This is a genomic window from Sphingomonas faeni (genome assembly GCF_040407495.1).
GTDB lineage: Bacteria > Pseudomonadota > Alphaproteobacteria > Sphingomonadales > Sphingomonadaceae > Sphingomonas > Sphingomonas faeni_D.
In genome coordinates this window covers 359,264-379,329 of the sequence record NZ_JAPZPP010000004.1, presented here as the reverse complement: position 1 = coordinate 379,329, position 20,066 = coordinate 359,264, and the positions used below count along the sequence as shown (strand labels likewise).

The 20,066-nt window shown below is 65.8% G+C and carries 14 protein-coding genes; 10 read left to right on the top strand and 4 right to left on the bottom strand.

Translation table 11 applies throughout. The features are described from left to right. Positions 1–48: 48 nt before the first annotated feature. The 5 genes from O6W96_RS14830 to O6W96_RS14810 all read left to right on the top strand — a co-directional run bounded on the left by O6W96_RS14830 (position 49) and on the right by O6W96_RS14810 (position 7,937). Entirely contained in the window at positions 49–1,491 is a 1,443-nt protein-coding gene (locus tag O6W96_RS14830) for an NAD(P)-dependent oxidoreductase (protein ID WP_353470282.1), read from the top strand. Continuing rightward, positions 1,491–2,069: a DUF2059 domain-containing protein gene (locus tag O6W96_RS14825; protein WP_353470281.1), complete on the top strand. Its 579-nt coding sequence runs from the start codon at positions 1,491–1,493 to the stop codon at positions 2,067–2,069. The genes O6W96_RS14830 and O6W96_RS14825 overlap by 1 nt, the downstream gene beginning before the upstream one ends. An 11-nt stretch (positions 2,070–2,080) precedes the next feature. Continuing rightward, the gene (gene gltB / locus O6W96_RS14820) at positions 2,081–6,598 is read left to right on the top strand and encodes a glutamate synthase large subunit (RefSeq protein ID WP_353470303.1); all 4,518 of its coding nucleotides are present in this window, start codon (positions 2,081–2,083) and stop codon (positions 6,596–6,598) included. A 330-nt stretch (positions 6,599–6,928) separates the two neighbouring features. Beyond that, on the top strand, positions 6,929–7,603 hold the full coding sequence (locus O6W96_RS14815) for a glutathione S-transferase family protein (RefSeq protein WP_056054264.1): 675 nt from the start codon (positions 6,929–6,931) through the stop codon (positions 7,601–7,603). Continuing rightward, on the top strand, positions 7,590–7,937 hold the full coding sequence (locus O6W96_RS14810; RefSeq protein ID WP_353470280.1) for a tRNA-binding protein: 348 nt from the start codon (positions 7,590–7,592) through the stop codon (positions 7,935–7,937). The genes O6W96_RS14815 and O6W96_RS14810 overlap by 14 nt, the downstream gene beginning before the upstream one ends. A 149-nt stretch (positions 7,938–8,086) precedes the next feature. On the opposite strand, the gene O6W96_RS14805 is transcribed toward O6W96_RS14810, so the two are convergent. After that, a complete protein-coding gene (locus O6W96_RS14805) occupies positions 8,087–8,761 on the bottom strand; it encodes an OmpA family protein (protein ID WP_093400472.1) in 675 nt (224 codons plus the stop codon). 195 nt (positions 8,762–8,956) lie between these two features. Between O6W96_RS14805 and O6W96_RS14800 the strand changes: the two genes are divergently transcribed. Beyond that, positions 8,957–10,258 carry a hemolysin family protein gene (locus tag O6W96_RS14800; protein WP_353470279.1) on the top strand — a complete coding sequence of 434 codons (1,302 nt, stop codon included), beginning with the start codon at positions 8,957–8,959 and terminating at the stop codon, positions 10,256–10,258. Between the two features lie 402 nt (positions 10,259–10,660). Here the strand turns inward: O6W96_RS14800 and O6W96_RS14795 are convergent, their stop codons facing one another. The 3 genes from O6W96_RS14795 to purD all read right to left on the bottom strand — a co-directional run bounded on the left by O6W96_RS14795 (position 10,661) and on the right by purD (position 14,159). Next, complete coding sequence (locus O6W96_RS14795; RefSeq protein WP_353470278.1) at positions 10,661–11,764, bottom strand: MlaA family lipoprotein; 1,104 nt, start codon at positions 11,762–11,764, stop codon at positions 10,661–10,663. Between the two features lie 161 nt (positions 11,765–11,925). After that, a complete protein-coding gene (locus O6W96_RS14790; RefSeq protein ID WP_353470277.1) occupies positions 11,926–12,699 on the bottom strand; it encodes a hypothetical protein in 774 nt (257 codons plus the stop codon). 197 nt (positions 12,700–12,896) lie between these two features. Continuing rightward, positions 12,897–14,159 (bottom strand): phosphoribosylamine--glycine ligase, encoded by a 1,263-nt coding sequence (gene purD, locus O6W96_RS14785; protein WP_353470276.1) that lies wholly within the window; start codon positions 14,157–14,159, stop codon positions 12,897–12,899. Here purD and xseA point away from each other — a divergent pair. The 4 genes from xseA to O6W96_RS14765 all read left to right on the top strand — a co-directional run bounded on the left by xseA (position 14,158) and on the right by O6W96_RS14765 (position 19,992). Next, positions 14,158–15,582, top strand: a complete 1,425-nt coding sequence (gene xseA, locus O6W96_RS14780; RefSeq protein WP_353470275.1) for an exodeoxyribonuclease VII large subunit — start codon at positions 14,158–14,160, stop codon at positions 15,580–15,582. The two genes, purD and xseA, sit on opposite strands and share 2 nt — an antisense overlap. Positions 15,583–15,594: 12 nt before the next feature. Next, positions 15,595–15,795, top strand: coding sequence for a DUF2093 domain-containing protein (locus O6W96_RS14775; protein ID WP_055881745.1), 201 nt, complete (start codon positions 15,595–15,597; stop codon positions 15,793–15,795). Then, entirely contained in the window at positions 15,792–16,631 is an 840-nt protein-coding gene (locus O6W96_RS14770) for a M23 family metallopeptidase (RefSeq protein ID WP_353470274.1), read from the top strand. Before O6W96_RS14775 ends, O6W96_RS14770 begins: the two co-directional genes overlap by 4 nt. A 271-nt stretch (positions 16,632–16,902) precedes the next feature. Beyond that, the gene (locus O6W96_RS14765) at positions 16,903–19,992 is read left to right on the top strand and encodes a TonB-dependent receptor (RefSeq protein WP_353470273.1); all 3,090 of its coding nucleotides are present in this window, start codon (positions 16,903–16,905) and stop codon (positions 19,990–19,992) included. Positions 19,993–20,066 lie beyond the last annotated feature (74 nt).

Genomic DNA, 20,066 nt, shown 5'->3' with positions numbered 1-20,066 from the left:
TCGTGACAAGCCTCCGATCGCGCAATAACGCGGCTGTCGGAGGCTATCATGGCGAACGATTCGATGCTCAAATTTGTCGGCCGGGAGCAATCCTATCCCGATAAGCGCACCGCCGACGAGCGGGCCGACGATTTCCGCGAAATCGCGCAACGTTACGCGGTCGAGCCTGCCGAGGAGCAGGCCGGACGTTGTTCGCAGTGTGGCGTGCCGTATTGCTCGGTTCATTGCCCGCTCCATAACCATATCCCTGACTGGCTGCGGCTGACCGCGGAAGGGCGGCTGCGCGAGGCGTACGAGCTCAGCAACGCGACCTCGACGATGCCCGAGATCTGCGGCCGCATCTGCCCGCAGGACCGGCTGTGCGAAGGCAATTGCGTCATCGAGTTCACCGGGCACGGCGCGGTCACGATTGGCTCGGTCGAGAAGTTCATCACCGACACCGCCTGGGAGAATGGCTGGGTCGAACCGCTGGTCCCCGGCAAGTCGCGCGGCCAGTCGGTCGGCGTGATCGGTGCGGGACCGGCTGGTCTCACCGCGGCGGAATATCTGCGCGGGCATGGCTATGACGTGCACGTCTATGATCGCTACGACCGCGCGGGCGGGTTGCTCACCTACGGCATCCCCGGCTTCAAGCTCGAAAAGCCGATCGTCATGCGTCGCGTCGAGCGCCTCAAGGCCGCTGGCATCGTCTTCCACGAAGGCTTTGCGGTCGGCGACGATGCGAGCCTCGACGATCTCCGCCAGCGTCACGACGCGATCCTAGTCGCGACCGGCGTCTACAAGGCGCGTGCGATGGACCTGCCCGGTGGCGGATCGAACGGCGTGGTCGCCGCGCTCGACTTCCTCGTCGCCTCGAACCGCAAGGGCTTCGGCGACGCCGTGCCCGCATTCGACGACGGCAGTCTCAATGCGGAGGGCAAGGACGTCGTCGTGATCGGCGGCGGCGACACTGCGATGGACTGCGTCCGCACCGCGATCCGCCAGGGCGCCAAGTCGGTGAAGTGCCTCTACCGCCGCGATCGCGCCAACATGCCGGGATCGCAGCGCGAAGTCGCCAATGCCGAGGAGGAGGGCGTCGAGTTCGTCTGGCTGTCGGGTCCGCAGAGCTTCGACGGTGGTGACGTGGTGTCGAGCGTCAAGGTGCGGAAGATGCGGCTCGGCGCGCCTGACGCGAGCGGTCGCCGTGCACCTGAACCCGATCCTGCTGGCGATTATTCGGTCGACGCCGATCTCGTCATCAAGGCGCTCGGCTTCGACGCCGAGGACCTGCCGACCTTGTTCGCGACCCCGGAACTGGGCGTCAGCCGCTGGGGCACCGTATTGGTCGACGGCAAGACGCTGATGACCTCGCTCGACGGCGTGTTTGCAGCGGGCGACATCGTCCGCGGTGCAAGCCTCGTCGTCTGGGCGATCCGCGACGGCCGCGACGTCGCCGCGACGATGCACAAATGGCTGAAGACCAAGGCAGCCAATGCCAAGGTGGCAGCATGATGCGCGGTTATCTTGGCGCAATGCTGCTGGCGTCCGCGCTTATCCCGTCAGTAGCGCAGGCGCAGACGTCTCCTGTGGGGGCGCCCGCGCTCGATCCGGCACGTCTCGCGGCGGCGCATGAGCTGATCGACATTCTCATGCCCCCCGCGACCCGTGCGCAGATGGTGGAGAGCATGATGACGCCGATGCTCGCCAATCTGCGACAGGGCATGACGCAGAACCCGGATTTCGCCAAGACGATGAACGCCGACCCGCGCGTCAAGGCGCTGTTCGACACGTTCATGGCGCGCCAGCAGACGCGGACCATGACGATGATGCGCGACGCGTTGCCGGGAATGTCGGACGCGATGGCGCGTGCCTATGCGCGACGGTTCGACGTCGCCCAGATGCGTGATATCAAGGCGTTCTTCGGCACGCCGACCGGCCGGCTCTACATGCAGCAATCCTATACGATCATGGCCGATCCCGATGTCGGCGCCTGGCAGCGGACGATGATGGCGAACTCGATGACCGGCGTGCAAGCGGACGTTGCCGACTTCGCCAAGCAGATCGCAGCGCTCGAACCGAAGAAGAAGTGACGATGACCAAGATGGACACCGCCCACATGGACGCGGAACGCGCCCGTCTCGCCGAGCACGGCATGTACCGCCCCGAATTCGAGGGTGATGCTTGCGGCGTGGGCCTCGTCGCCGCCACCGATGGCCGCGCGTCGCGGCGCGTCGTGCAGTCGGCGGTCGATGCGCTCAAAGCCGTGTGGCATCGCGGTGCGGTCGATGCGGACGGCAAGACCGGCGACGGCGCTGGCCTGCACATCGACCTGCCGCTGCGCTTTTTCGACGATGCGGTTGCAGCTTCGGGCCACAAGGTGCGCCCGAACCGCCTCGCGGTCGGCATGATCTTCTTGCCCCGCACCGATCTCGGCGCGCAGGAGGATTGCCGGACGATCGTCGAGAGCGCGATCATCGAGGCGGGCTACACCATCTATGGCTGGCGGCAGGTGCCGGTCGATGTGTCGGTGATCGGCCAGAAGGCGCAGGCGACGCGCCCCGAGATCGAGCAGATCATGATCGCCGGGCCCTTGCCCGAGGAGCAGGACGCCGCCGAGTTCGAGAAGACGCTGTATCTCGTCCGCCGCCGGATCGAGAAGCGCGTGATCGCGGCGCAGATCCAGGGTTTCTACATCTGCTCGCTGTCGTGCCGTTCGATCATCTACAAGGGGCTGTTCCTCGCTGAATCGCTGTCTGTCTTCTACCCCGATCTGTGCGACCAGCGCTTCGAGAGCCGCGTCGCGATCTTCCATCAGCGCTATTCGACCAACACTTTCCCGCAATGGTGGCTGGCGCAACCGTTCCGCTGCCTGGCGCATAACGGCGAGATCAACACGATCCGCGGCAACAAGAACTGGATGCTCAGCCACGAGATCCGCATGGCGAGCCTCGCGTTCGGCGACAATTCGGAGGACATCAAGCCGGTGATCCCCGCCGGCGCGTCCGACACCGCCGCGCTCGATGCCGTGTTCGAGGCGATCTGCCGTTCGGGCCGCGATGCGCCGACCGCCAAGCTGATGCTGGTCCCCGAAGCCGCCAGCCCGGACATGCCACCCGAGCATACCGCGATGTACCAGTATCTCGCGAGCGTGATGGAGCCATGGGACGGCCCCGCCGCGCTGGCGATGACCGATGGCCGCTGGGCAGTCGCCGGCATGGATCGCAACGCGTTGCGTCCGCTCCGCTACACGCTCACGTCGGACGGCCTGCTGATCGTCGGGTCGGAGAGCGGCATGGTCGTCGTTCCCGAATCCACCGTCGTCGCCAAGGGTCGCCTCGGGCCGGGCGAGATGATCGCGGTCGACCTCGACGAGGGCATCCTGTTGCAGGATCGCGCGGTTAAGGATCGCATCTCGGGCGAGGCCGACTACGCGGCGATGATCGGCGAATTCCACACGCTCGCCGACCTGCCCTCGGTCGAGGACGCGGTGGTGCGTTACGACCGTGCCGAGCTAGCACGTCGTCAGGTTGCCGCGGGTCAGACGATGGAGGACATGGAGCTGATCCTGTCGCCGATGGTCGAATCCGCGAAGGAAGCGATCGGCTCGATGGGCGACGACACGCCGCTCGCGGTCATCTCGGACAAGCCGCGCCTCATCAGCCAGTTCTTCCGCCAGAACTTCTCGCAGGTCACCAACCCGCCGATCGATCCGTTGCGCGAGCGCCACGTGATGTCGCTCAAGACGCGGTTCGGCAATCTCGCCAACATCCTCGACGTGCGCGACCAGCGCGAGCGCGTGCTGGTGCTGGATTCCCCCGTGCTCACGGGCGAGCATTGGTCGCGGTTGAAGGCGCATTTCGGTAACGCGGTCGCCGAGATCGACTGCACGTTCGACGTCGGTGGTGGCCCCGAAAAGCTCCGCGCGGCGATCCAGCGAATCCGCAACGAAGCCGAACAAGCCGTCCGCCAGGGCAAGAGCGAGATCTTCCTCGCCGACGAAGCGATCAGCGAAGATCGCGTCGGCATCGCCGGCGTGCTCGCGGTAGCCGCGGTCCACACGCACCTCGTCCGCCGCGGCCTGCGCTCCTATGCGTCGATCAACGTCCGTTCGGCGGAGTGCCTCGACACGCATTATTATGCCGTGCTGATCGGCGTCGGCGCGACCACCGTGAACGCCTATCTTGCCGAGGCCGCGATCGTCGATCGCCAGTCGCGCGGGCTGTTCGGCGATCTCGATCTGGCCGAATGCCTCCGCCGCCACCGCGTCGCGGTCGAGGAGGGGCTGCTCAAGATCATGTCGAAAATGGGCATCGCGGTCATCTCGTCCTACCGCGGCGGCTATAATTTCGAGGCCGTCGGCCTGTCACGCAGCCTCGTCAACGACCTGTTCCCCGGCATGCCCGCCAAGATCAGCGGCGAGGGCTACGCCTCGCTCCACGTCAACGCGACCGATCGTCACGAAGCGGCGTTCGATCCGACGGTGGCGACGCTGCCGATCGGTGGCTTCTATCGCCAGCGCCACACCGGCGAGACGCACGCCTATTCCGCGCAGCTGATGCACCTGCTCCAGACCGCGGTCGCGACCGACAGCTACACGAGCTATCTGCAATTCTCGCGCGGCGTATCCGACCTGCCGCCGGTGTATCTGCGCGATCTGCTCCAGTTCAACTTCCCCGCGGAGGGCGTGCCGGTCGATCAGGTCGAGGCGATTACCGAGATCCGCAAGCGCTTCGTGACGCCCGGCATGTCGCTTGGCGCGCTGAGCCCCGAGGCGCACGAAACGCTGGCGATCGCGATGAACCGGATCGGCGCGAAGGCCGTGTCGGGCGAGGGCGGCGAGGACAAGTCGCGCTTCGTGCCCTACGCGAACGGCGACAACGCCAACTCGTCGATCAAGCAGGTCGCGTCCGGCCGGTTCGGCGTCACGGCGGAATATCTGAATGCGTGCGAGGAGATCGAGGTCAAGGTCGCACAGGGCGCCAAGCCCGGCGAGGGCGGCCAGCTGCCCGGCTTCAAGGTCACCGAGTTCATCGCCAAGCTGCGCCATGCGACGCCCGGCGTGACGCTGATCTCGCCGCCGCCGCACCACGACATCTACTCGATCGAAGATCTCGCGCAGCTCATCTACGACCTGAAGCAGATCAATCCGCGCGCCCGCGTGTGCGTGAAGCTCGTCTCGTCGGCGGGGATCGGCACGGTCGCGGCGGGCGTGGCGAAGGCGCATGCCGACGTGATCCTGATCGCGGGCCATGTCGGCGGCACAGGCGCGTCGCCGCAGACCTCGATCAAATATGCCGGCACGCCGTGGGAAATGGGGCTGTCGGAGGTCAACCAAGTGTTGACGCTCAACGGCCTGCGCGGTCGCGTGCGGCTGCGCACCGATGGCGGGCTTAAGACCGGGCGCGACATCGTCATCGCCGCGATCCTCGGCGCGGAAGAGTTCGGCATCGGCACGCTGTCGCTGGTCGCGATGGGCTGCATCATGGTCCGTCAATGCCATTCGAACACGTGTCCGGTCGGCATCTGCACGCAGAACGATGCGCTGCGCCAGAAGTTCGTCGGCACGCCCGAGAAGGTTATCAACCTGATGACCTTCATCGCCGAGGAAGTCCGCGACATCCTCGCGCGGCTTGGCGTGAAGAGCCTCGACGACGTGATCGGCCGCACCGAATTGCTGCGTCAGGTCAGCCGCGGCGCGGAGCATCTCGACGATCTCGATCTGAATCCGATTCTGGCGAAGGTCGATGCGGACGATTCGCAGCGTCGATTCAGCCTGTCGACGTTCCGCAACGAAGTGCCCGATAGCCTCGACGCGCAGATCATCAAGGACGCGTCCGCGGTGTTCTCGCGCGGCGAGAAGATGCAACTGACCTATTCGGTGCGCAACACGCACCGCGCGGTTGGTACCCGGCTGTCGAGCGAGATCACGCGGAAGTTCGGGATGTCGACGCTGGCGGACGATCACGTGACGATCCGTCTGCGGGGGTCTGCGGGGCAATCGCTTGGCGCGTTTTTATGCAAGGGCATCACCTTGGAAGTGTTCGGTGATTCGAACGATTACGTCGGCAAGGGGCTCTCGGGCGGCACGATCATCGTCCGCCCGGCGGTGAGTTCGCCGTTGGCGTCGCAGGACAACACGATCATCGGCAATACCGTGCTGTACGGCGCGACCTCGGGCCGGCTGTTCGCGGCAGGGCAGGCGGGCGAGCGCTTCGCAGTCCGCAACTCGGGTGCGAGCGTGGTCGTCGAGGGCTGTGGCGCGAACGGGTGCGAGTACATGACCAACGGCATCGCCGTGGTGCTCGGCGCGGTCGGTGCGAACTTCGGCGCGGGCATGACCGGCGGCATGGCGTTCGTCTACGACCCCGACGACGTGTTCGCGAAGCGTGCCAACCCGGAGAACATCACCTGGGCTCGGGTGAAGTCACTCCACTGGGCCGACGTGCTGCTCGACTTGGTGCGAGATCATGCAGACCACACCGACAGCAAATGGTCGAAGGGCCTGCTCGAAGATTGGGACCGCGTGGCTCCGCATTTCTGGCAGATCGTGCCGAAGGAAATGCTGACGCGCCTGAGCCACCCGCTCGACGACAGCGCGGAACTGGTGGCCGCTGAGTAGCCCAAACCCTCACACCACCCCGGCGAAGGCCGGGGCCCAGTTGGGGGGCGTCGCTAACGAAGGACGGCGCTTCGTTACTGCGACCTTTCCAACTGGGCCCGGCCTCCGCCGGGGAGGTGCAGGGGAGAAGTAAGTTGGTTCGCGCAGAGGCGCGGAGGGGGTTTCGCCCAGAACGGGCTGCTTGCACTCCAACGCGCGTTGCAGAAATGCGGGCTTCGCGACAAGCGCAACACCTCCGCGTCTCCGCGCCTCCGCGTGAACCAAATCTTCTTACGCGCCACCCAACCCGCGCTAGTGACACAGCCGCCCCCCACCGCCTAAACGGATGGCATGTGGCAGCTTTATCAATTCCCCCTGTGTCCCTTCTCGCGAAAGGTGCGCCTGCTGCTGGGCGAGAAGGGGGTCGGCTACGAACTGGTCCGCGAATCGCCCTGGGATCGCCGCGACGAGTTCATGGACATGAACCCCGCCGGCCAGACCCCGGTGATGGTCGACGCGTCGCGTGGCGTGGCGCCGCTGATCGATTCGATGGCGATCTGCGAATTCTTCGAGGAAACCGTCGAGAAGGCGGCGATGATCAACGGCACCGCGACCAACCGCGCCGAGATCCGCCGCTTGGTCACATGGTTCGACACGCATTTCTACCGCGACGTGACCGGGCCCTTGCTCCACGAACGCATGGTCAAGCGCCTCGCGCACCGGACTGCGCCTGACGCGAAGGGCCTGCGCGAGGCGATGAAGGCCGCGGTCGGGCATCTCGATTACATGGATTACCTGCTCGATCACCGGAACTGGCTGGGCGGCGCGACGATGAGCCTCGCCGATCTCGCGGCGGCGGCGCAGATCTCGGTCACCGATTACCTCGGCGGGATCGACTGGAAGGGCCACGACCAGACCGCGCGCTGGTATCGCGGCTTCAAGAGCCGCCCGAGCTTCCGCCCGCTGCTGTCCGAACGGATGGAGCTGATCTCACCCCCGGCGCACTACGACAATGTCGATTTCTGAGCCGATCGCGTATCCGGATTTCGAGAAGGTCGACATCCGCGTCGGCACGATCGTCGAGGCCGAACCCTTCCCCGAAGCGCGCAAGCCGGCGATCAAGCTACGCATCGATTTCGGCGACGAGATCGGCGTGAAGCGCTCGTCCGCGCAGATCACCGAGCATTATACGCCGGAGACGCTGGTTGGACGGCAGGTCGCCGCGGTGGTCAACTTCCCGCCACGCCAGATCGGGCCGATGATGTCCGAAGTCCTGACGCTCGGCTTCCCCGATGCGGACGGGAAGGTGGTACTGATCTCGCCGACCGGACACGTCCCGAACGGCGGCCGGCTGTTCTAAAGCTTAATCCTCCCCCGCCAGGGGGAGGTGGCTGGCGCTTCCCAGCCGGAGGGGGAGGACAGGGCAACTTTCGTTGCGTGTTCCTCCCCCTCGGTCACTTTCGGCGACACCTCCCCCTTGCGGGGGAGGATCAACCGAGGGCAGCGCCCTTACTGGCGCAGATCGTTCTGCGTGATCGGCACGATCTTCACCTCGACGCGACGGTTAGCCGCCCGACCCGCATCGGTGTCGTTCGACGCGATCGGCTGCGTCTTGCCGTAACCACGCGTGCCGATACGCGCCGCCTGAACGCCGTGCCCCGACAGGTAATCCGCAACCGAGCGCGCACGACGCTCCGACAGCGTCTGGTTGTACGCATCGCTGCCCGTCGAATCGGTATGCCCGTACACGTCGACATAGGTCTGGTTGTACTGCGACAGCGTGTCGGCAACTTGGTCGAGCGTCCGCTGGAACTGCGGCTGCACGTTGGCGCTGTCATACGCGAAGGTGATGCCCGACGGGATGTTGAGCACCAGGTCGTCGCCCTGACGGATCACCTGCACGTCGGTGCCGGCAGTGCGCGCGCGCAGATCGCGCTCCTGCTTGTCCATGTACGCGCCGATGCCGGCACCCGCGAGACCACCGATGCCCGCGCCGAGCAGCTTCTCGGTCCGGTCATGCCGTCCACCGACCACGTCGCCGAGCAGATAGCCACCGAGCGCGCCACCGATTCCGCCCAGTGCGGTCTTCGAAATCGTCTGGCGACCGGTCTCCGGATCGGTGGTGCAGCCGCTGGTGGCGATCAGCGCGGCAAGCGCAGCGCCTGCGAACATCTTGGTTTTCATAGATAATCTCCCTGAGACATGACGAATGACGGCTTCGTGCCCAATACGCCCGATAACCCAGTGTCACGACGATTGTTCCGCCTGCGCACTGAACCGAGCCTGACCATCTTCGCGGTCCGATGTCGAGTATGCACCATCCCACGCGCAAGGACGGTTGTGCGACCGGCCGTTGTCCTGCAAAGAGGCGGGGAGCCAATGGCACCGCTTCCCCCCTTCCCCTGGATCGACGTCGCGATCATCCTCGCGCTCGTCGCGTTGAACGGCGTGTTCGCGATGAGCGAACTCGCGATCGTCTCCGCGCGGAAAGCGCGGCTCGAGGCGATGGCGCGCTCGGGCAAGAAGGGCGCGCGCGCCGCACTCGTGCTCGCTGCCGATCCCGGCAAGTTCCTCTCGACCGTCCAGATCGGCATCACGCTGATCGGCATCCTCGCGGGTGCCTATTCGGGCTCGAGCCTCGGCATGCCGACCGCCGCGCGGTTGCAGGCGTGGGGCCTGTCCGCCTCGACCGCCGAGACCGCCGGGTTCGCGATCGTCATCGGCCTTACCACCTACGCCTCGCTGATCATCGGCGAGCTCGTCCCCAAGCAGTTCGCGTTGCGCGCGCCCGAGGCGATCGCCTCGTTCATGGCGCCCGTTATGCGCTGGCTCGCGATCGGCACCGCGCCGATCGTCTGGGTGCTCGATTCGACCAGCGCGCTGATCTTCCGCCTCCTCCGGCTCAACCGCGAGACCGAAGAGCATGTCACGGCCGAAGAGCTTCATCTGATCGTCGCCGAGGCCTCCAAGTCGGGCGTGATCGAGGAGCATGAGCGCTCGATCATCTCGGGCGTCGTCCGCCTTGCGGATCGCCCGGTCCGCGAGGTGATGACGCCGCGCACCGAGATCGACTGGCTCGACTGCGACTGGGGCCCCGACGAGATCCGCGAGACTTTGCTCGCGTCGCAGCACACCCGCCTGCCGGTCGGCGAAGGCTCGATCGATGCGGTCAAGGGCGTCGTCCAGGCGCGCGACATCGCAGCAGCGCTGTTCCGCGGCGAGCCGATCGACCTGCGCGCGCTGATGCGCAAAGCCCCCGTCGTAATCGACCAGATCGATGCGATGGATGCGCTCCTGGCGTTGCGCGAAGCCGAAGTGCCGATGGCGCTGATCCACGACGAATACGGGCATTTCGAGGGTATCGTCACGCCGGCCGATCTGCTCGCGGCGATCGCCGGCGAGTTCAAGTCGGACTCTGATCCGGACGATGCGCCTTCGGTCGTGGTGCGCGACGACGGCTCGCTGCTGGTGGCGGGCACGATGGCGGCGGATTCGCTCGCCGACCGCCTTGGCATCGACCTTCCGGAGGACCGCGACTACGCGACGGTCGCAGGGCTGGCCCTGTCGGTGTTTCGCCATCTGCCAGGCGAGGGTGAGAGCTTCGTCGAACAGGGCTGGAAGTTCGAGATCATCGATCTTGACGGCCGGCGGATCGACAAGCTGCTGGTGAGCGAAGTCTGAGGGGCTAGCGCGGCGCGGGTAAGGTCGAACACGGCGTCTCCGTTCTGCACCACCCCGGCGGAGGCCGGGGCCCAGTTGGCAAGTTCGCAGTAACGAAGCGCTACCTCCAGTTTGCAACGTTCCCCAACTGGGCCCCGGCCTCCGCCGGGGTGGTGATTGGGTAGGGTGGGTAGTCGCTCTTCACTCAGGTACTCGTGCCACACGCGCGAAGATGCGCTGATCCCCACAGTCCATTCGTCCCGAGTAGCCTCTGAGCTTGTCGAAGCGGCGTATCGAAGGACAGGTTGGGGTGCGGAACCCATGCTTCGATACGAGCCCTCGATACGCTCCTGACGGAGCTATTCGGTCTCTACTCAGCACGAACGGGGGGCGCGACAGGAGGGGGAGCGGCTTCGTCCTCTTTTACTGACCGGTTTCGGCCGCGGGTTTCGCATCAGCTGCCGGCGTCTCGACCACTGGGGTCTTCTCAGGCGTCCCCGAAACCGGCTTCGCCCCAGGCTCTAGATCGCTTGGTACGAACGGCACCACACTCGGCGGCGGTCCGGACATCCCCGCCGGATCGCCCTCGACGCGCCCGTGGAGATGATCGATCTCCGCCTGGCGCCGGTTGAGATAGAACGACCGCGTCGCCGCGTAGGGATCGGGCGAATTGTCGTGCAGATCTTTGAGCGTCTGGTCGAACTCGGATCGGTGGTCGAGCGCGCCCAGGATGCCTGCCGGAATAGTGTATGTCGCGCTGGTAAACGGCTTGCCGACGCCGACCGGCAAGATCAGGCGATCGATCGCGCCACCGAACAGGTCGCGGATCGTCGTCGGTCCGACCAGCGGCAGGAACAGGAACGGGCCGTTCTTGACCCCATAATAACCGAGCGTGTTGGCGAACCCGTTCGAGCGCCGCGGCAGATGGAACGGCTTGCGCTTCGCCATGTCGAGCACGCCGGCTGCGCCAATCGTCGTGTTGATCGCGAACCGCCCGACCGTCTCCGCCGCCTTGCCCGGCTTGAACTGGAGCAGGAAGTTCAGGAAGACGATCGGCTCGCGCAGATTGTAGAGGAAATTGTGGATGCCGCGCCGGATCGGGCTCGGCACGTTGTTCTTGTAGGTCCGCGCGACTGGGCCGATCACGGCGTCGTCGACCTTCTGCGTTACCGCAAACGACTCGGCGTTGACCGCACGCAGCGGATCGCCTGCGCTCTCCTTCCGGCCGGTGACGATGATGTCATTGGGAGTTCGCTGGGCAGGCGGGGTTCCCACCGGAGCAGGGCCGACCGGCGGGATGTCCTGCGTCGGCAGCCCTTGGGCAAAAATCTCGATCACGGGAAGCGACGCAGCCAGCGCGAGCGGCGAAACCGCCATCGACGCGGCGTCTGAGAAGTCGTTGGAAAAGGGCGACAGCACCGCGCCGGGCAGCGCAACGCTAGCAGCGTCGCCCGGCAACGCGATCGGTACGGCCGCCACATGAACGGGGGCAGCCGTCAACAGCATTGCGCTCATCGTTACCAGCATGTGCCCTCATCGCCCTGTTATCGGCCGCGCTCCTACATCGAGATGCGACGCGCCCGGCATGCCCGTCGGCGCGCGTGGAGCATAGAGCCAATCGTCATCCGCGCAGGCGGATCGAGGTTAACCGATCGAGTCGCGAGCCTGCGCCGCCCCGCGCGAGTAGCTTAAAGCTTGCCGAACACCGCTTCGAAGCCGGCCTTGTCGCCAGCCGCCAGCAACCGCGCCTGCTCGATCCAGCGATCGCGGCCCATCCGGCCGGTGAAGTTGCCGAGCTGCGCGTCGATACGTTGCGCCTCGCTGTCCGACAGCGCGGCCATCTCGCCGACCGTCGAAACGCCAAGCGTGCCAAGCTGGGCCGCAACCTTCGGCCCTAGCCCCTTCAACTGCGTGACGGGACCGTCGGCATACGCTTGTGTCGGTGCTGCCGGTGCGATCGGCGCCTGTTCGGGTGGCGCTGTGGGTGCGGGTGCGGCAGTTTCGGTTGCCGGGCTTGCCTCCAGGGGCGAGGCGGCGGCGATTGGTTCGTCGGCCAGACGGTCGTGCGTTTCCGGCGCATCGTCGTCGCGCAAGACCGGCGTAGGTTCGGGCGCACTGCGTACGGGTGGCGCAGACGGGGGCGGCGCAGACGGCGCGATTGGCGTCTGCGTCTGTGCCTGGGATTGCTCGGCTTTGCGTGGCTCGACCTCTGGTTTCGCTGCAATCGGCTCAGGTGGTTTTGCCGAGATCGGCTCGGGCGGGACGCCGGCTTCTTCGGCATTCGAGATCACGTCGCGCGATGCTTTCACGCGGCTGCGCTTGGCTTTGATGCCCCAGAGCAAGCCGATCACGACGAGGATCGCTACCACGGCGATGATCGTGAAGTGGATCGCCGTCAGCGTGGCGATGCCGTCGGGCAGCAGGCTCAGGCCCGAGGCGGAGGTCGCGGAAGTTTCGTTCATTACCATACCGTAGCGTCACGCGCGAAGGGCGGCGAGACCTAATCGGCTGGCTCGTACCTGACGATCCTCCCCCGCAAGGGGGAGGTGTCGCCGAAGGTGACGGAGGGGGAGGAAACGGAACAGGGGTTTTGCCTACCTCCCCCTCCGTCTGGCAAGAGCCAGCCACCTCCCCCTGGCGGGGGAGGATCAGGCGTGCATCACCCGCGTGCGATTTCGCGCCAGCCGATGTCGCGGCGGTAGAAGCCTTCCGCGAAGTCGATCGCCTCAACCGCGCGGTAGGCGTTGGCCTGCGCCGTCGCGACGTCCTCGCCGGTCGCGGTCACGGCGAGCACGCGCCCGCCCGATGCGACCAGCCCGCCATCTTCCAGCCGCGTGCCTGCATGGAACAGCGTACCGCCCGCGGCTCGTGCGGAATCCAGCCCGACGATCGCGCCACCGGACTTGGGCGTGCCCGGATAGCCGTCCGCCGCCATCACTACCGTCAGCGCGGTTTCGTCGCTGAACTGCGCCGGCGGCATCTCGCCGAGCCGCCCTTCCGCGGTCGCCAGCATCGTCGCGAGCAGATCGCCCTGGAAGCGCATCATCAGCACCTGCGTCTCGGGATCCCCGAACCGCGCGTTATACTCGATAAGTTTCGGCCCCTGCGGCGTCAGCATCAGACCAGCGTACAGCACGCCCGAGAACGGCATGCCCTCGGCCGCCATCGCCGCCACGGTCGGCGCGACGATCTCGTCGATCGCGCGCTTCTCCAGCGCTGGCGTCAGGACGAGCGCAGGGCTGTACGCGCCCATTCCGCCGGTGTTCGGCCCGGTATCGCCCTCGCCGACGCGCTTGTGATCCTGCGCGGAGCCGAACGGCATCAGCGACACGCCGTCGGTCAACACGAAGAGGCTCGCCTCCTCGCCCTCGAGGAATTCCTCGATCACCGCCTCGGCTTCCCCGTCGGCGAACAGCGCGTCGAGCGCGGCATCGGCTTCGGCCGCGCTGAACGCGATGACGACGCCCTTGCCCGCGGCGAGCCCGTCCGCCTTGATGACGACCGGCAGCGAGAAGGTGCGGGCGAGCGCGATATCCGCCTCTTCGCGGCTCTTCACACGGACATAGCCCGCGGTCGGAATGCCGGCACGAAGGCACAGGTCCTTGGTGAAGCCCTTCGACCCCTCGAGCTGCGCTGCCGCCTTCGAGGGCCCGAACACCGGAACGTCCGCAGCGCGCAGCGAGTCCGCCAGCCCGTCGACCAGCGGCGCCTCCGGCCCGATCACGACCAGCCCCACCTCATGCTCGCGCACGAACGCGACGACGGCGGCGTGATCCGTCGCATCGAGCGGCACGAGCGTCGCAACGCGCGCGATCCCGGGGTTGCCCGGCGCGGCATACAGCGTATCGAGGCCGCGAGATTGCACCAGCTTCCACGCGAGCGCATGTTCGCGCCCCCCCGAGCCCAGCAGCAGGACGTTCATGCCCGATCCCTTTTCCGATGAATTGTCCAGCGACATGGGCCGGCTGGTAGCCGAGCAAGTCCCCGGCGACAACGCACTCGCCATGTCGGTCGGCGAACTCGCGTTCAAGCTGAAGCGGATGGTCGAGGGCGAGTTCGGCCATGTCCGGCTGCGCGGCGAAATCTCGGGCTGGAAACGCGTCGCCTCCGGGCATTGCTACATGTCGCTGAAAGACGACCAGGCGGTGATCGACGGCGTCATCTGGAAGGGCAATGCGTCGAGCCTCGCCTTCGTGCCGCAGGACGGCATCGAGGTGATCGCGACCGGCAAGCTCACCACCTATCCCGGCCGCTCGAAATACCAGATCGTTATCGAGCGGATGGAGCTGGCCGGCGCCGGCGCGCTGATGGCGCTGCTCGAGAAACTGAAGGCGAAGCTGGCGGGCGAGGGACTGTTCGACGGCACGCGGAAAAAGCGGCTGCCGTTCATGCCGAAGGTGATCGGCGTCGTCACCTCGGGCACCGGCGCGGTGATCCGCGACATCCTCCACCGGCTAGAGGATCGCTGCCCGACGCACGTCATCGTCTGGCCGGTCAAGGTGCAGGGCGAGGGTTCCGCCGGGGAGATCGCCGCCGCAGTCCGCGGGTTCGACGCGATTCAGCCCGGCGGCCCGGTGCCGCGCCCCGACCTCGTGATCGTCGCGCGCGGGGGTGGTTCGGTCGAGGATCTCTGGTCGTTCAATGAAGAGGTCGTCGTCCGCGCGGTCGCCGCCTGTACGATCCCGATCATCTCCGCTGTCGGGCACGAGACCGATACAACCCTGTGTGATTTCGCCGCCGATCTGCGCGCGCCGACACCAACGGCTGCGGCCGAGATCGCAGTGCCTGTGCTCGCCGACTTGCGCCTGACGATCGACAGCCACCGCAACCGTACCGAGCGGTGTGCGCGGCGTCATGTCGAGCGTGGGCGTGAGCGGCTGGATGCGCTCGCGCGGTTGCTGCCTAAGCGCGACCAGTTGCTCGGGCCGCAACGCCAGCGCGCGGACGATTTCGGCCAGCGTCTGGATCGCGGGCTGGAGCGTAGGCTGACCCTCGCGCGCGGCAGTCTCGATCGCTCGGGCGCAGCGCTGCGTCCCGCCACGCTGGAGCGCAAGCTCGAAGCCAAGCGCGCGCAGCTCGATGCGACGTGGCGGCTCGTCCAGTCGCTCAACCCCGACGCGATCCTCGACCGCGGCTATGCCCGCGTCACCGCACGGCCCGGCGGCGAAACGCTCGCCTCGGCCATGTCGGCGCGCGACGCGGGGACGTTGACGCTCCACTTCCGCGATGGCGTGGTGGACGCGGTGACGGACACCGGCCTTGAGCGCCCCGCCGCCAAAACCTATGCTGCCCCCAAGGCAAAGGCCGCGCCCGATCCGGCGCCGCGCCAGCCGACCCTGCTGTAGAGAAGACCCGCCATGCTGATGTCCAACTCCGACCGCGCCGCGCGCCTGCACTATATGGCCAACGGTTTCCGCGTGCTCAGCCCCGGCGACCACGTCGCCTGCGCCGCGACCGGCCACCGCATCGCGCTCGAAGACCTGCGCTACTGGAGCGTCGCGCGCCAGGAAGCCTACGCCACCGCCGCCGCCGCCAGCGAAGCGATGGCGCCGCGATGATCCGCGCGGCGGCGCTCGTCCTGCTGGCTGCATCCAGTGCCGCCGCCCAGGACGCGCCGCCCCCAACCACCGCAAGCCAGTCCGCGTTCCGCTGGACCGGCACGCTCAGCCAGGGCGGGCTGATCCTTGGCACTGCGCCCGCCGGTACCCGGACGCTCATGCTCGACGGCAAGCCGGTCGCGCTCTCTCCCGACGGCCACTTCGTTGCCGGTTTCGATCGCGATGCAGCGCGGCAAGCATCGCTCGTCGCGACACTCGCAGACGGTCGGAGTGTCATCCAAAATCTTGCGATCGCGCCGCGCGGCTGGCGGATCGAGCGCCTCGACACGCTCCCGAAATTCCCCACGCCCGACCCGGTGTTCGCCAAGCTTCGCCCGCCCGAACTCGCGCAGATCGTCGCCGCCCGCGCCCGCACTACCGACGCGCAAGGCTGGCGACAGTCCTTCGCCTGGCCCGCCACCGGCCGCATCTCCGGGCTGTTCGGATCGCAGCGCGTCTACAAGGGCGAACCCGGCAGCTATCACTCGGGCACCGACATCGCCGTCCCCACCGGCACGATCGTCACCGCCCCCGCCGACGGCGTCGTGATCCTCGCCGCGGACCACTCCTTCACGCTGGAGGGGAACCTGCTGATGCTCGACCACGGCATGGGCTTGAACAGCGCCTTCCTGCATCTCTCCCGCATCGACGTGAGGCAGGGCGATCACGTCCGTCAAGGTCAGCCGATCGGCGCCGTCGGCATGACCGGCAGGGCTACCGGCCCACATCTGCACTGGGCCCTGCGTTGGAACGCAGCAAAGCTCGATCCCATGCTCGTTACGCAACCGATACGGTAGCAGCGCTGTCTGATAATTGTGCAACGCACAAAGCCTGCCGCTTAAACGGGCGGTTGATTACAAAACAGGGCCAGTACCTGTGCCATTTTCGCTACAGGTCAGGGGAAAGTGTCATACGATTACAAAACCAACCTTTACAGTAATATGACTATTTGTTCATCTCCGCGTCATGTCTCTCGGGAGTCGCGGTCGGCGCGATCGAAAGGGGACGGCAAACGCCTTGGCGCAGACGGCAAAGCCGCTGCGACGGGGATCAGCGAGGGATGTGCCAGTGACCAAGACATCGAGTTATTTCCGTGGCGGTGCCGCGCTACAGGCGTTGGCGCTGATGGGCGCCGGTCTTGCCGGGGCCGCAATCGTATCGGCTCCGGCGGCAGCGCAGGATTTCACGAACGGCGCCCTGGTGGGTGTGGTGAACACGCCTGAAGGCACCCGCGTTTCCGGCGGTACCGTGACCGTCGTGTCGAACGCACAGGGCTTCACGCGCACCGCGCCGATTTCTGCGGACGGCGGTTTCCGCGTCCCGGCGCTGCCGGTGGGCTCTTATTCAGTGACGGTCGCATCGCCCGGCTTTCAGTCGGTCATCGATCGCAACGTCTCGGTAGTCGCAGGTTCGAGCGCGACCTACACCTTCACTGTGGCGGCGGTCGCTGCCGGTACACCCGCGGATGGCGCCGAGATCGTCGTTACCGGTCGCGCCGTGCGCGGCAATGATTTCAGCACCAACACTGGCGGTCTCGCGATCGGCAACGTGAGCGACCTGCTGAACAGCACGCCGATCGCCCGCAACCAGACCGCGCTGACGCTGCTCGCGCCGGGTGCGACCGCGGGCGATACCACGTTCGGCAATCTTGCTTCGCTGAGCGGCGCGACGATCGCCGAGAACCAGTATTACGTGAACGGCCTGAACGTCACGAACTTCCGCAACTTCGTCGGCGGCCAGTATCCGCCGATCGAATTCTACCAGAGCCTCGACGTCAAGACGTTCGGCCTGTCCGCCGAATACGGCCGCGCGCTGGGTGGGTTCACTACCACCGTGACCAAGTCGGGCTCCAACACGCTGAAGGCCGGTGCGATCGTCGCATTCTCGCCGGACGGTCTGCGCGACGATTCGCCCAACACCTACGCCGCCTACAACCAGACCGACTATGTCGATAATGTCGAAGCCAATTTCTACCTGAGCGGACCGATCATCAAGGATCGGCTGTTCTTCTACGGCCTGTACAATCCCAACTACAGCAAGACGCAGAACAGCAGCATCACCGCAGGCCAGCGCCTGACGGAGACCAACAGTTCGCCGTTCTTCGGCGGCAAGATCGATGCGATCATCACCGATGGTCATCGTCTCGAAGGCACCTATTTCCGCAACGCGCAGACGGTCAGGACACGGTATGATGCGTTCAACGGCACGACCGGCGCCATCGGCGCGCCGATCGGTGACATCATCGAGAAGTCGGGCGGCGACAATTTCGTCGGCAGCTATACGGGCCAGTTTAGCAAGTGGCTGACGCTGTCTGCGGCGTACGGCGAAAATCACGATAATCGATCGTTCACCCCTACGCCCGTTCAGTCGCTTATCCAAAGCACCCTGACCGGCACGACCACGACGGCGCGTGGTTTCGACAGCGGACTCAGCACGGACGAAGACGTTCGAAAGTTCATGCGCGCGGATGGCGATATCTACGTCAAGCTGTTGGGATCGCATCATTTCCGGTTCGGGTACGAACAGGAAAAGCTGACCTCGACGACCGATACGCGCTACGCCGGCACGTACCGCTATGTTCTCGCACCGACCTATGTCTATCGGTACAACTACGTGAACGAAGGCACGTGGAAGTCAAAGAACGAGTCCTATTACATTCAGGACAACTGGTCGCTGATCAACGATCGCCTGACGCTGCAGCTCGGTCTGCGCAACGATCGCTTCAGCAACGATACGCTTGAGGGCACGACGTTCAACAAGTCCGGCAACCAGTGGGGCCCGCGTCTCGGTGCGGCGTTCGACGTCTTCGGTGACAAGCGGACCACGATCCGCGGTTCGTGGAGCCGGTACTTCCTGCCGGTGGCGACCAACACCAACATCCGCCTGGGCGGGGCCGAACTCTATTATCGCCAGCGCTTCGCCTACCCAACCGGTGTCAACCCGGCGGTGTTCGATGCGAACGGCTTGCCTGCCGGGCTCACCTATGATGCGCTGGGTAACATCCAGGGACTCAACGTGCGTACGGGCGGTGTCTCCGGTGCATGTCCGGCCGTTGGTCCCGATGCCGGACAGAGCTGCAACAGCATCACGTCAGATGGCGTGCTTGGGCCCACGGACACGCTCGTGTCCTCTTCGCTCAAGCCGAGCTACACGGATGAATGGACGATCGGTGCGCAGCAGCGTCTCGGTGACTGGACGTTCGGGGTGACGTACATCAACCGTCGCCTGGGGCGGACGCTGGACGATGTCGCGATCGATGCCGCGGTCCTGTCCTATTGCGATCGCGAAGGCATCAATGGATGCGGCGACGTGTTCACCGGCTTCCACCAGTATGTGCTCGCCAACCCCGGCCAGGACATTCAGGTGCGGCTCGATGGCGATTGCACGGCCGATGCGCGGCAGTGCCAGGTCGCGACGCTGTCGGCGGCCGACCTCGGCTATCCGAAGGCGGTTCGCAAATACGACAGCGTTCAGTTCGAGTTCGAAAAGGCGCCGTCCAACGGCTGGTATCTGCGCGGTTCGTACACCTACACTAAGCTGCGCGGTAACTATGAAGGCGCGGTCAAGTCCGACAACGGCCAGGACGATGCGGGCCTGACGCAGGACTTCGATCAGCCCGGTCTGCTCGATGGCGCATACGGCACGCTTGCCAACGGCCGCGCGCATTCGTTCAAGCTGTTCGGAAGCTACCGATTGACCAAGTCGATCAGCATCGGTGCCAACATGCTGTTCGAATCACCGCGCAAGTTCTCGTGCATCGGCCAGCACTACGACTCGAACAACTTTGCGTTCCAGTATGACAATGCGAGCTATTATTGCACGCAGCCGCAGTTTGCGGACCGTCCGAGCTTCGTCGATCCGGCGGACCCCACGCGGACGTCATACCTTGTCGACCGGAGCACGGCGTTCAAGAGCCAGTGGCGCAAGCAGATCGACATGAACGTGCAGTATGACATCGCGGCGCTGCCTGGCAGCTTCATGAGCGTCGACATTTTCAACGTGTTCAACTTCAAGTCGAAGCTGGATTACAATGAATTCGGCAACTTGGCCGGTGGTGCGCTCAATACCCAGTACGCGAAGGTGCTGGGCTATCAGGCACCACGCTCGGTCCGCCTGACGCTCGGCCTTCGCTTCGGTGAGCCGGCACGCGGCGAGTAACGCTACGGCCTGACCTACCCTCGGGGGCGGCACCACGCGGTGTCGCCCCTTTTTGTTTGTCCCCGGCGACCCGC